This window comes from Pseudomonas sp. P1_F1_2 (assembly GCF_056405815.1).
The window spans coordinates 62,327-75,422 of record NZ_JBFUBK010000016.1 but is presented as its reverse complement, the minus strand read 5'-3'; the positions used below and the strand labels follow the sequence as shown (position 1 = coordinate 75,422).

Sequence of the window (13,096 nt, the reverse complement as noted above, 5' to 3'; positions counted from 1 at the left end):
CAGTTGCACCAGATCCAGCTTGGCGACGTACAGGTCAATAACCCGAACGAGATGATCCTCGGGGATCAGTTCTTCCAGCGAGACCGGGAACAGACTGGTCTGGCTACGGGACTCACCTTGGATGTAAGCCATAACGAAAAATGCTCCGTATCTTTCGATACGGAGCATTTTCTTTGAGCTTTGCGCAGATTGCTAGGTTTTCACACAGTCTGTTCAGGGCCCTTTTTTACTCAATCCGAAATCACATGCTCAGCCAGGATTCAACCTTGTCTGCACCGTATTTCGCTTTCCATTCTTTCAGGATTTTGTGGTTGCCACCTTTGGTTTCCACGACTTCACCAGATTCAGGATTCTTGTAAATCTTCACTTGGCGAGGCTTGCGGCTGCCCGCTTTAGATTCGGTGGCTGGAGCGCGGCGACTAGCTTGAGGATCAAGCAAATTGACCACGTCTTTCAAGCTGTAACCATATTTGGCGAGCAAAGCGCGCAGTTTCGTTTCGAATTCGATTTCCTGTTTAAGGCCCGCATCCCCTTTTAAAGTTTCAAGTGCTGCGAGCTGTTCGGCTAGATGTTTTTCAAGTTGACGGTATTCAGCGAGCTTGGACATGGAAAACCTCTTCTGGATTAATGCTCTAACGTTACACCAAAAAGAGAGCCCTACACCAACCACCAAGCCAAGAGCTCAAATATCCTCCAATGATTTGAATCTCACCGCTTGCACAAAGTCACCTATTAGGAGAACTGGAAGACGACAAAGCGATGGGAGAGATTTATGAGCTTTACAGTGACCTTCTTCAGCATGATCGCCGCTTGGATGGCGATAGCAATTTTCCATGTTATGGGGAATGCTGCGCATCACACGTCGGCCCCATCCATTTGCTCAGAACAGAACCGTTGCTGGTGTCCATTACAACGAAAATCCGAGTGGAACTTCAGACATGTACCCAACGACACCTGATGGACGTTACTTCGTAGTCAAAGGGAAGCTGTGGCGTTGCAGCAACCCATCTTTGCCTGACGACGTTAGGCAGAGCCTTGTCGATTAACTGACTGGCGCTAATCTGAAGTGCGGGCATAAACCCCTCCCAAAATGAACACTATAGATTGTAGCTCTATAGAGTTCAAAAAGGCTTCATCGTTCCTTTTGTGAGTGAAACAAAATGGAACTGAGGGAAGCGTTCGCTATTGCGTTACGTAATACACGTCTTCGTCGGGGTTTGACCCAAGAAGATTTTGGAATTGTCAGCAGCAGGACATATCTCAGCACCCTTGAACGTGGCCTTAAAAATGTCACGCTGGAGAAGGCATCGGAGCTTGCAGGTAGAATGGGGGTACACCCGCTTACCCTTCTTCTTGAGAGTTTTTTGCTCCTCGAGCCTGATACGGATTTAGACGCGTTGCTTGAACGTATTCGGCGTGAAATCAACACGGACCAAAACTCTTAGCTCGGAGCCGGTGATGTCGAATTATTGCGGAGCGTTGTCTTGCGTCTCGCACTGAGTCAGGTATATCGATCTTGAGCAACTTGAGGTTTCCGGGGAAGTCCCCTAGTCAATCTCAAGGTATACGAGAATCTCCAGCATGGCCCCGATGGCGTGCTGGTCAGGTAGGCGACTGGTTTTACGGCGATATGTCACCTGCCGTTGATCAGCCTCTCCCCGCAGCCTGTCTATCTGCAAAGCGCTAATGCGCCATAGAATCAGAATGCCAACCCTTCTGCTAACTGAATCAGCATCTCCTCAACCCGGCGGGTGCCCGATGGTTGAAAGCATCGCAAATGGGCTTTTACCCGAAAAGCGATCCTTAGACTTGGAGAGCCAGCGCTTGGCCTTTTCGTCGACCCCAAAGAGCGTCTGGGCCACGGCGATGATGCGTGCAACACGAAACAGGCGATCGCTCTCGTCCACCGTCAATCGCTGGCCGCGCCCCAGCTTGGTTTTGAGAGCTTGGGGCGAAATTATCTGGTCGCGCTCTAGCGGACTCATTCTGCCAAAGTCGCAAAGGGCTTTGACATTACTAGCCGAGAAACCAGCTTCGATCAGTTCGTGGATGTCCCGATCTGAAGCGTCCGTGGGAATATGGAGAAGTGCTTCCAACCGCACCCGGTAGGCACCATATGCATCCTCACGCAAAATTTCAGCAAACATAGGGCACCCTCTTGTTCGGCATTTTCCGTGCACCTTTCGCGACAGGTAGCGACCGTCCATCGACGGCCGGTAATATCCGTCCGAGTAGAACTAAGCATGAGCATAATGAAACGCCCCCTACGATGGAATGAGAGTCAAACGATCATGAGCGAAAACGAACGCTGGACAGTCAAATGCCAGGAAACCGCGGATGGAACTGGCGACGTCATCGTTGATCTGCCGCCAGAATTGCTTGCGAGATTAGGTTTAGGTCTTGGGGACGAGTTGACCATCGAGATGGTAGATGGCGCGATAGTCCTGAAGCCGAAGCACAATACATCGTCCTCGCCCTGAACTTTGCTCTACTCGTCAGAACGGCCTCGATTTTTCGAAAACCGGTAAGAACCCAAACCTGCTTCCCTGTGCGGTTTTTTTTGACTTGGAATCGCCTTCGAAATCCATTTTGCTCAAGTACATATATTGATCGCTCCTCTCTCCAGAGTCGACTATCCGAGGACAAACACAGCGACCAATCTTATTGACCTCCTATCATTTCCCAAAGCTTTGGTTGAGTTGGGCTGGAAAATACCTGCAGTGAGCAATACCCTGCGTGTATCCGCCGAATGTTACGAGCTGAAATATGTCAGGGACTAAGATATTTGAAAGCCCACGTTGGCTGCGCGACCTGTTGCGCTTCCTGCCGCTGAAGAGCCAATTCGTACTGTCAGGCAACATTCGCGATCTGCAAGCAAGCGAAGTGACACCTGGGACAGTAACCGCGCAGAGCTTCAATCAGACCCTTTGTAATGCCCTGCTCGATGCAGGCTATGCCCACGTGCTTGTCTGGGACCCGGTATCCGGTTTCCGGTCCATTGGTAAGCCCGGTACTGATCCTGCAACTGGCCAGACATTCATGCAGGAACTTGGTTTGACCCTAATTGACGGGGTCGCGCCAGCAGGTATCGATCTGTTAAGCGCCACCTTACCGCGCCTGGTGGGCCGAACCGGCGAGCCCGTCGCGCTGTTGGTTGACTTCGCTTCGCGCCTAGTAATGCGTAACGATTCACTCAACGCTGCTGAACACCAACTGTTCACCCAAGCTCTTGTGCAATCCCATCAGGCCCGTAGCCGTCCTGCGACTGAGTTGCGTAAACCGTTCTTTAACTCTCTGATCTGGCTAGTGGAAAAGGAAGGTGATCTACCTGATTGGTTTTTGGTCGACAACCCACGCCTTCGCCATATTCCGGTGTCCAAACCTGATCAAGTTTTCCGCCGAGCACTCGCGCCCGCTCTGCTAAAAGCGCTCACAGGTAGTCAGGGCGCCAGCGAAGAAACCACTACCCAGGCTGTTGAAGCGTTTGTGCAAAACACTGAGGGGCTGTTGTTGCTCGATCTCAGTGCCATCGCGCAATTGGCACGGGTAGAGAGTGTACCTATGGAAAAGATCGCCGATGCCGTGCGCCGCTATAAGATCGGTGTTACCGAAGACCCTTGGCTAAAAATTGATCGTCAGCGAATTCGCCAGGCAGACGCCATCGTTCACCAGCGGGTCAAAGGCCAAGAGCATGCAGTGACTCACATGCTCGACATCGTCAAGCGCGCGATGACCGGTGTCGGCGCCGCCCGCAAGGGCAATCGGCCCAGGGGCGTGGCCTTCCTCGCCGGCCCGACCGGGGTGGGCAAAACTGAATTGGCCAAGACCATCACCAGTCTGCTGTTTGGCGAAGAAAGCGCGTATATACGCTTCGACATGTCAGAATTTAGTGCTGAACATGCAGATCAGCGCTTGATCGGCGCACCGCCCGGCTACGTTGGCTATGACGTCGGCGGCGAGTTGACCAATGCGATTCGGGAGAAACCGTTCAGCGTAGTGCTATTCGATGAAATTGAAAAAGCCCACCCTCGCATCCTCGACAAATTTCTGCAGATCCTTGATGACGGTGTACTCACCTCCGGCCGCGGAGATCGAGTGTACTTCTCTGAAGCACTGATTGTGTTCACCTCCAACCTGGGCATCTACCGTCAAGGCGACAACGGCGAACGGGTGGCTAATGTGCTGCCTGGCGAAGCCTTCGAACAGGTTCAGAACAAGGTGCATAGCGAGATCGACCGGCATTTCAAGCTGGTGCTTAACCGACCGGAAATTCTCAATCGTATTGGCGAGAACATTATCGTCTTCGACTTTATCCGCGAGGATGTCGCCGTACAAATCTTCGAGCAGATGGTCAACGCTACCTTTAGCGACCTCCAGGGACAGGAGCTGTTTATAGAATTGACAGCCGAGGCACGCCAAACCTTGCACAGCCTTTGCTTGCAGGACCTATCCAACGGTGGACGGGGTATCCGCAACCAGTTGGAAGCACGCCTGCTCAACCCCTTGTCGCGAGCGTTGTTCGACCAGGATGCGCAGCCAGGTGAACATTTTACGATCACCAAGTTGACTAATAGTGGACTGATGATGGAACGTCATTGAGCATGGACTTGAGCCTGTCGCGCGTGCATTTTCCGGTCACTACCCTGGGCCCCGGCCAGCGCCTGGGCATCTGGTTTCAAGGCTGCAGCATCCGATGTCCTGGCTGTATTTCTGCCGATACATGGGGACCAGGGCAGCGTCGACTGTCGACGGCACAACTGCTGGAACAGATTACGCCCTGGCTGAACGTGGCAGACGGCATCACGATTTCAGGCGGCGAACCGTTCGATCAGTTTGATGCCTTGATCCGCCTGCTCCAAGGCCTGCGTCGTCTTAGTCAGGTCGATATTCTCGTTTACAGCGGTTATTCCCTGGAACACCTCGATGACCAACTGCGCCAGGCCAGCGGCCTGATCGATGCGTTGATCAGCGACCCCTACGACGAAGCCATCAGCCAAACTATGGCTCTGCGCGGAAGTGACAACCAACGCCTTAACTTGCTTACCCCCTTGGGTCGGGCGCGCTTGGGCGACTTTGAACGCCTACTGATGACCACCGACAAGGCACTCGACCTAATGTTCGACGAAACGGGCAGCGTGTGGATGGCCGGTATTCCTCGGCGCGGTGATTTGCTGCGTTTGCGCGACCTGCTGCAGGACCAGGGCCATCAATTACAGATCAGCGCACACGCATCGCGACGCCGCTGAATGGAGTACCCCATGATTCGTTTCTGCCCCAATTGCAACACCGAGCGCTCGCTTCTGGAGATGTTCTGCGAGGGATCCATCTTCGAGACGGCGTGTGGCTGGGATCTCGCTGGAGAACCCATCCACCCTGAAGGATGGCGCCCCCAGGCCATTACGACCCAGGAGACCATCACCAGAGTGAGCCCAGCACCGGACAACGCAACGGTCTTGCTTTGTGAAAATGGTCACCCGATGGACCTAGGCGACCTTATGTGCCACGAATGTGGCGGCGAGCTCGCGCAATCGGTACCTTCCGCTTCCGTGCCAGACAGCGGGGAATCAGAAGCAGTCACGGAAACCCTGATCGATGGCTGGCGCTTGGTTCGAGAAATCAGCAACACCGACGGCGTTCGTGAGCGCTACCTCGTGGAGCACAACGAAACCGCGCAACAAGCGGTATTGACCTTGTATCGATCCGGCTCTGAGCCGGATCCAGTGATCTACGATGTGATACGCCGGTTGCCGCGCGAGCATGTACCCGAGATCATCGTCACCGGTCGCTGGAATGATCGCGCCTACGAAGTTATTGAGGAACTTAGCGGTGGGACCCTGGCTGACCTTGGCAGTGTCATTCGCGATAACGCCAGCGTACGTCACGTAGTTAGCGAATTGGGCCAGGCGCTGCATGTGTTCAATGAGGCCGGCCTGCGCCATCGCGACCTGCGCCCCGCCAGTCTTCTCGTTCGCTCCCGCGAACCGCTGGACCTGGTGATCAGCGGCTTCGGCTCGGCACGCCTGTCGGAGTTCGACCTAGATATCGTCTCGCCCCTAGAAACCAGTCGTTACATGGCTCCAGAGGCCATTGCAGGTGGCGTTGCAGCCGCTTCAGACTGGTGGAGCATGGGCATGATTCTGCTCGAGCAACTGACGCAGGGTGCCTGCTTCAGTGGCATCAATGCCAATGCCTTCCTGATCCACGTACTGGCAAACGGCGTGCCGATCCCTGACGACCTCGACCCGCAACTCCATTTGCTGCTGCGTGGGCTGTTGGCGCGCGACCGCCACCAGCGCTGGCAATGGCCGGAGGTCGAGGCCTGGCTTAACGGTATTGCGGTAGAGGCACCGCCCTCCTCCGTTCAACAGAATGATGAGGGCGAAGGCGCTACGCTGCAGTTAGGACCGCGCCGCTATCACTTGCCCGGCGTATTCGCCCTAGCAGCGGCACAGACGGACAACTGGCAACAGGCGCTCGACCACCTGCTTCGTGGGGTAATAGTGACCTGGGCCGAGCAGGTCAGCTTGGCGCCTTCCCTGGTCGCAGGTTTGCGTCAGATCGTTCAACACGAAGGCATCGAGGACGACTTCCGCCTGATGCTGGCACTGAAGGCTCTCAATCCAGAAATCCCCTTAATCCATCGCGGCGAGATCGTGACCCCAGGATGGTTGCTCGAACACCCCCTGGAAGGCTATCGCCTGATCAGCGGTTCGGTTCCAGACTTGCTCGAGCAGCTACAGACTGACCATTGGCTGTCACGCCTGAAGACCCGCGCGGAAAGTGTCCGTCAGCGTGCCTTGCATCAACATATCGAGCTGGTCGAGGAGCCGTTACGGATTTACTTGCTATCGACCTCGCGTGCCAAGTTGGCGACGCAGTGGCAGGAGCGCCAACGACTACTTCCCGACACCGATCACCCGGGGCTGCTGTCACTTTCAGAGCGACGGGTAATCGCGGAAGAGGATCTAATTGTGCTGCTCAGTGCCGCGATTAGCCAGTTCCGTTCGGCCAGCTCGATCATCGAGGAGGCCGCCGAACTAGCCAAGACCGCCGACGTCAGCTGGTTCGATACTGAGACTGCGGGTGAACTGCTGCTGCATTCACGTCTGGAGTTGTACCGTATTGTCGATGAACGCATTCGCGGCTTCGCCCGCTGCGGCGTGGCGACAGTGGACCAATGGGCCGAGCACTTCCGTCTGGAGCGGCGCATGCCATTGGCTCAGATGTTGGTACTGCTGGCCATTCCGTCCAACCAGTGGCTGGAGCCACAGAAACAGCAGTATGTGTCGCAGATCCTCGAGTTCTTCGAGAAGAAGGTAGTGACCGCCGTGATGCGCGGTCCGTTGGTGCGCATGAGCATTGGCAAGACCACCGCCCGCGTCGACGTCAACGAACTGAACAGCGAACGCAGTCCGGCCGCAGCCTTGCTCGACCATCTGTTGCAGCGCAATGCCAATGCGGTGAACCTGGACCCGGAAAGCTTCCAGCTCAACAGCCAACTGGAATCACGCCTGCATGCCCTATACCGGCAGAGCGCGCTGTACAAACGCGACACCGGTATCGATGGCCTTTATTTAGGTTTCCCATTCCTGCTCAACCGCGATGCACGCGGTACCACGCGTACGCGGATCATCCCGTTGTTGCTGTGGCCAGTTAAGCTGCAGCTTGAACTGGGCAGCCGGGGGCACGCCGCCCTGGCGTTTGACAGCGAGCGTGAAGAAGTTCGGCTCAACCCTGCCTTGGAAAGCGTGCTCGGTGCCGAAACCTTCAAGCGTTGGCGTAAAACCGCCGATGAACTACTAGGTCGCTCGTCGATCCGCGTGGCGGATGTGATGGATGCCTTCGGTATGCTCGCTACCGTTCGCTCGCGGGCGCTCGGCAGTTTACCGCCCAGTACCGTGGAAATTGCTCCTTACCAAGATGAACTGAGCTGCGCTGCGGTACTTTTTCATGTGACTTTCATGGGGCAGGCGATCGGCGAAGACTTGCGCCAGCTGAAGAATCTGTCGCCTGTCGGCACCGGCCTGGAAACAGCATTGCGCCTCAAAGTAGCCGATGCAGCTGTGCCTGTGACACCACCAAACGAGTTGCAGCGGTACTTCACTGTTGCCAGCGACCCCTCCCAGGAAGCGGCGGTGATCCAGTCACGACATAGTCCAGGGCTACTTGTTGAGGGGCCGCCTGGTACAGGTAAGAGCCAGACCATCGTCAATATGGTCGCCGACGCCATCGGCCGTCAGCGCAGCCTGCTTGTTGTTTGCCAGAAGCATGCCGCGCTAGAAGTGGTGTACAAACGCCTGGTGGCTGAAGGTCTGGGCCAACGCATCGTTATGCTCAATGACGTCAACCGCGACCGCGAGCCCGTTATCCGTAGCATCCGCGAACAGCTGGAGCGTTTGTTCACCGACGGCACTCGGCCGCCAAGCTGGCAGAGACAACGCGAGCAGATCGCTGCCCGTATCGAAGCCCTGGAGGGTGAACTCGACCGCTTCCACCAGAGCTTGCACCGTCTCGATGAAAGCACCGGTCTTAGTTATCGCCAACTGCTCGGCGAGCTGATTGAATTGGAGGCAGGTCCTGAGCCAATCGAGTTCCCGGCCTTACGTCAACGCTTGGTAACACTCGACCTCGCCAGCCTGACGCGTTTAGAGGAAAACTGCGCCCCTCTGATACGTCTATGGCTACCCTCTCGCTTCGAAGGCAGCCTGTTGAAGCAGTTGAAGCCATTCGCCGCCGACCGTGCGACCTTGCAGGCCTTCACTGACAACCTGAACAGTTTCACCCAGGCCGAGATTAACCGTCAGGCCACGCTGCAGACGCATTCGGCCAGCTTCGAAATCGACGATCCGACGCCGTACCGTAGTTGGATAGCATCCCATGTCGCTACTCTGCTCGGTTTGAAAGAAGAGCAACGCCTAAGCTTGGCGCGCTGGCTGCCATTGTTCCGCAGCCGCGAAGTTGGCCAGGCGCCGAGAGGTGAGTCGATTCTCGGCGAACTACGCCAGCTCGATCAGCAGCTCGGTCAGTTGGACCAGGGCCACTACGCAGCCACGCTATCGCCAGCACTGAGTCTGGTTGAGAGCAAGACACTCAGGCATTTGGCGCACGACTGCGCCAAGGTCATGGCTACCCGAACCTGGCTGGCGAACATCAACCCGTTGCATCTGCTGCGGCGCAAGCGCTTGCGCAACGTTCTTCAAGAGCAAGGGCAAAGTCTCGCTGCTGATGTCCTCCCTACTCTGCACGCCGCGATCCACCTGGAAATTCAGTGGCGTCCTCTGCGCGCCGAGTTGGCGACACTGCATCAGGTACTAGAGCTGGAGACCGTGAGCCAGCAAGCCTGCCTGGAGTTGGTCAGCACAGTGAAGAGCGACATCCGTCACCTACTAGAGATCCAGGCGCTGGCCCACGCCATAGCGCAATCGCCGCGCCCTGAGGAAGCCGACGAGGCCGTCCTGGCTGGAGACAAGCGACACCTCGAGGCGCTTCTCAACAATCTCGACGCCTCGTTGATGCGCTACGGGGTCCGCCAGTCCAGCCTTGACCAGCTCAAAGTGCTAGGGGATTGGCTGGGCGATGAGCTGGTGCAACAACTGCAACACGCCATCGCGCACAACCTGAACAATCAATTGACGCTTGATCGCCTGCATGAGGCGCAGCCGTTTCTCGCCGCCTATCAGTCATTCCGTGGCCGCGCTAGTCAGCTGGCCGAGCCGGATCTGGAGCTACTCGCACTGCTGAGACAGCGCCAGGAGCAATTGGACGGCATCGCCCCCGAGCAACTGGAGGCTGCCGTAAGACGGTTGCTTAATCGCGAAGCGCGACTAGGTTGGAAACATCGACTTGAACAGGCCCACCCCGAACTGCTGTTCAGTCAGGATGAGGCTCGGGCCAAAGTGGCCAGCCTCGCTCAAGCCGATGCGCAGATGCGTGTGCTCAACCGAGAGTTACTCGCCAACGGCATCGACCTTACTCGCCTAGGCAATCACAAACAGTGGGAGGACGTCACCCGACTAACGGGCAAGCGCTCGCGGCGCCTGCGCGAATTCATCGAACTGGGCAGCCACCTCGGCCTAATGAGCCTACGTCCGGTATGGTTGATGAATCCGGACGTGGCCAGCCGTGTGCTGCCGCTTAAGGCCGGGCTGTTCGATACCGTGATCTACGACGAAGCATCGCAGATGCCTGTGGAATTCGCCTTGCCCACCCTGTTTAGAGGTCAAATCACCGTGGTCAGCGGCGACGAGAAACAGATGCCGCCGACTGCTTTTTTCTCCAGCCGCATCGAAAGCGACGAAGCCGAAACATTCGATGGCGACGAGCCTGACGCTGACGCTGACGAGGAACAACGCGAAGCCTTCGAAGACACTTGGAATCGTCGCGAGATCAAGGACTGCCCTGACTTGTTGCAATTGGCGCGCACCGCCCTGCCCAACACAACATTGCAGATCCACTACCGCTCGGCCTACCGCGAGTTGATCGGCTTCTCCAATGCCTCATTCTACGGCAACCGTCTTAACGTCCCGGTCCGTCATCCGCAAGCGAACATCCTGCGTATCAAGCCTCTGGAGCTGATCGAGGTTGGGGGGCTATACCAGAACCAGAGTAACGCCGAGGAAGCCGAACGTGTCGTCGAGTATCTCAATGAACTCTGGCAGCAACCCTACGATCTACGTCCCTCGGTCGGCGTGGTCACGTTCAACCGAAAGCAGGCAGAGTTAATCGAGGAGCACTTGGAGCAGCGTGCGGAACAGGACGAATTTTTCCGTGCTGCCTACACCGAAGAGCGCGAACGCAGTGAGGACGGCGAGGATATGTCAGTGTTCGTCAAAAACGTGGAAAACGTACAGGGCGATGAGCGCGACGTCATCGTCTTCTCTTCGACTTTCGGTCGCAACAGTCAAGGCACCTTCCGTCGCAGCTTTGGTGTGCTCGGACAGACCGGCGGCGAGCGTCGCCTCAATGTGGCGGTGACCCGTGCACGACGCAAGGTGGTGATGATCACCTCGATGCCGATCGCCGATATCTCCGACATGCTCAACACACATCGCGCGCCGATCAGCCCGCGTGACTACTTGCAAGGCTATCTGGAGTACGCGCGCGCTCTCTCCGCGGGTGAGTTCGGTAGCAGCGGTAAACTGCTTGAGCGCCTGCAGACAGACCGAAACGGCCAGCAACGAGAACAAGGCCAACGCCGTGATGGTTTCGTCAGACTGGTCGGCGAGTTTATTCACTCCCTGGGCTGGCAGGCCGCCCCTGCCAGCGAGGGCGACGCCTTCGGTCTCGACTTCGCCATCGAGAACGCCAACACGGGCCTATACGGCATCGGCATCGAATGCGATGCCCCGTGCCACGCACTGCTAGAGCGCGCCCGCGCCCGGGAAATCTGGCGTCCGACCGTACTGCACCGTGCCATCCCTCATATTCACCGAGTCTCGTCACAGGCTTGGTATCACAATGGTGAAAGCGAGCGAGCACGCCTGCGTGAAGCCATTGAACAGGCCATGCAGGCCACGCCCCCGTCGCAACAGACGCCCACTACAGCCGATACGGAAACCTGCCTATGAGTGGTCCGAAGGTCGTTCGCATTGTCACCCGGGAAGAAATCATCGCCATCTGCGAAGGCCACCTACAACGCCTGGAGCTGGTCTTGGCACGTTGGCAGGCGCAAGCCAGTAAAGTCGGAGAGCTGAACGAACTCGAGTGCGTCGCCACCTTCGCCCGACGCGATCGCCTGCGCGCTCTGTTGGCGCAAGAGCGCTTTGCTGAGCTGCAGAAGGCCGTACCAGCCGAGATCGAGCACCTACGCCGAGACCTGGAGGATCGCGAAGAACGCGCGATAATTCGTGCCGCTCAGCGACGCCAACGCGAACTACGCCTTAAGGAGAACGCCGCAACATTGCTTGAGGCATTGCAAGCGCGCTCCGAAGGCACCGATCAAGACGTGTTGCGTTCTCTCACGCAATTAGCCAACGGCATCATCAAGGAAGATGGCGAGCGTCTGCTGGCTGCGGGTTTCGCCCAATTGGCCAAGGCCGATCAGAAAGAGACGCTCAGCGAAGCCCAGCGAGCCTTGGCACAGCAACTCAAGGTCGATGACACTCCGAACTCCTTGAGCGAATGGATGGCTGCCCGACACCCTGATACGTTGCCCGATATACGCCTGCAACGCATAAACCGACACATCGCTGAACTGCAGCTGCTGCAGGGTATCGACAGCGCCGCGTCATTCCTTCACGCGCAGGAAAGAGCCGAGGCGGAACCCGAATCGCAACGGCGTAATCTGCTGCTCGACAGTCTCGTCCTCGACTTGGCCTCATCCACTCGTACATTCAAAAACAAGCGAGAGAGCCTCGAACGGCTACAGGACTTGGCCAGTGAAATGGGAACACAGGCAGGTACTGACTATACCGCGCTGTTAAGTCAAATCAGCACCTGTACTACCGTCACCAACCTAGAGACGATTGCGGGACTGACCGAGCAGTGTGAAGCCTTTGTCGGGACCCATTTGCAGGCAGAGGCAGCCCTGGCCCGCCGCGAAGCCGTGCTAAGTGGATTGGCCAGCCTCGGTTACGAAGTACGCGAAGGCATGGCGACCGCTTGGGCGGAAACTGGTAAGGTCGTGCTGCGCAAAGTAGCCACTCCCGGTTATGGCGTAGAAGTTGGCGGCAAGGCCGACAATGGTCGTCTGCAGGTTCGTGCAGTAGCTCTCAGCGGTGACCGTGACAAAACCCGGGATCGAGATATTGAAACTATTTGGTGTAGCGAGTTTCAGCGGTTACAAGCGCTATTAAAAGACAGGGGCAGCGAGTTATTGATCGAACGCTCCCTCTCAGTAGGTGAAGTTCCGCTCAAAGAAGCGAGCGCTTCCATACAGGACGCGGAAGCGGTCATTGCTCAGCAAAAAACAGTATAAAACACTACAGTTCACCGCTCTCGTAAGCGCGGCTTTCTCACATTCTGCTCAACTGGTGTGACGGAGTCACAGAGCCCCATCGATTAGCATTGTTCTTCGCTGAACACAGCGCTCAGTGCGGCCTTGAAAGCCCGCCCAACGAACGTTTACTAGCGCCCGCTCAGAGTCGATTGCAGCCTT

The 13,096-nt window shown here is 56.7% G+C and carries 8 protein-coding genes; 6 read left to right on the top strand and 2 right to left on the bottom strand.

Going from position 1 to position 13,096, the window contains the following annotated elements; all coding sequences use genetic code 11:
• Positions 1-241: 241 nt before the first annotated feature.
• Positions 242-607, bottom strand: a complete 366-nt coding sequence (locus AC1D2P_RS07345; RefSeq protein WP_477757396.1) for a histone-like nucleoid-structuring protein, MvaT/MvaU family — start codon at positions 605-607, stop codon at positions 242-244.
• Between the two features lie 553 nt (positions 608-1,160).
• On the opposite strand from AC1D2P_RS07345, the gene AC1D2P_RS07340 reads away from it, so the two are divergent.
• Positions 1,161-1,445, top strand: coding sequence for a helix-turn-helix domain-containing protein (locus tag AC1D2P_RS07340; protein WP_477757395.1), 285 nt, complete (start codon positions 1,161-1,163; stop codon positions 1,443-1,445).
• A 294-nt stretch (positions 1,446-1,739) separates the two neighbouring features.
• Here AC1D2P_RS07340 and AC1D2P_RS07335 read toward each other — a convergent pair whose 3' ends face one another.
• Entirely contained in the window at positions 1,740-2,147 is a 408-nt protein-coding gene (locus AC1D2P_RS07335) for an antitoxin Xre/MbcA/ParS toxin-binding domain-containing protein (RefSeq protein WP_477757394.1), read from the bottom strand.
• A gap of 144 nt (positions 2,148-2,291) precedes the next feature.
• Between AC1D2P_RS07335 and AC1D2P_RS07330 the strand changes: the two genes are divergently transcribed.
• The 5 genes from AC1D2P_RS07330 to AC1D2P_RS07310 all read left to right on the top strand — a co-directional run bounded on the left by AC1D2P_RS07330 (position 2,292) and on the right by AC1D2P_RS07310 (position 12,916).
• A complete protein-coding gene (locus AC1D2P_RS07330) occupies positions 2,292-2,480 on the top strand; it encodes an AbrB/MazE/SpoVT family DNA-binding domain-containing protein (RefSeq protein WP_477757393.1) in 189 nt (62 codons plus the stop codon).
• A gap of 286 nt (positions 2,481-2,766) precedes the next feature.
• Complete coding sequence (locus AC1D2P_RS07325; RefSeq protein WP_477811366.1) at positions 2,767-4,599, top strand: AAA family ATPase; 1,833 nt, start codon at positions 2,767-2,769, stop codon at positions 4,597-4,599.
• Positions 4,600-4,601: 2 nt separating this feature from the next.
• Positions 4,602-5,246, top strand: a complete 645-nt coding sequence (locus AC1D2P_RS07320) for a 4Fe-4S single cluster domain-containing protein (protein ID WP_477757391.1) — start codon at positions 4,602-4,604, stop codon at positions 5,244-5,246.
• Positions 5,247-5,258: 12 nt separating this feature from the next.
• Positions 5,259-11,567, top strand: coding sequence for an AAA domain-containing protein (locus tag AC1D2P_RS07315; RefSeq protein ID WP_477757390.1), 6,309 nt, complete (start codon positions 5,259-5,261; stop codon positions 11,565-11,567).
• Positions 11,564-12,916: a hypothetical protein gene (locus AC1D2P_RS07310; RefSeq protein WP_477757389.1), complete on the top strand. Its 1,353-nt coding sequence runs from the start codon at positions 11,564-11,566 to the stop codon at positions 12,914-12,916. The genes AC1D2P_RS07315 and AC1D2P_RS07310 overlap by 4 nt, the downstream gene beginning before the upstream one ends.
• Positions 12,917-13,096: the final 180 nt, after the last annotated feature.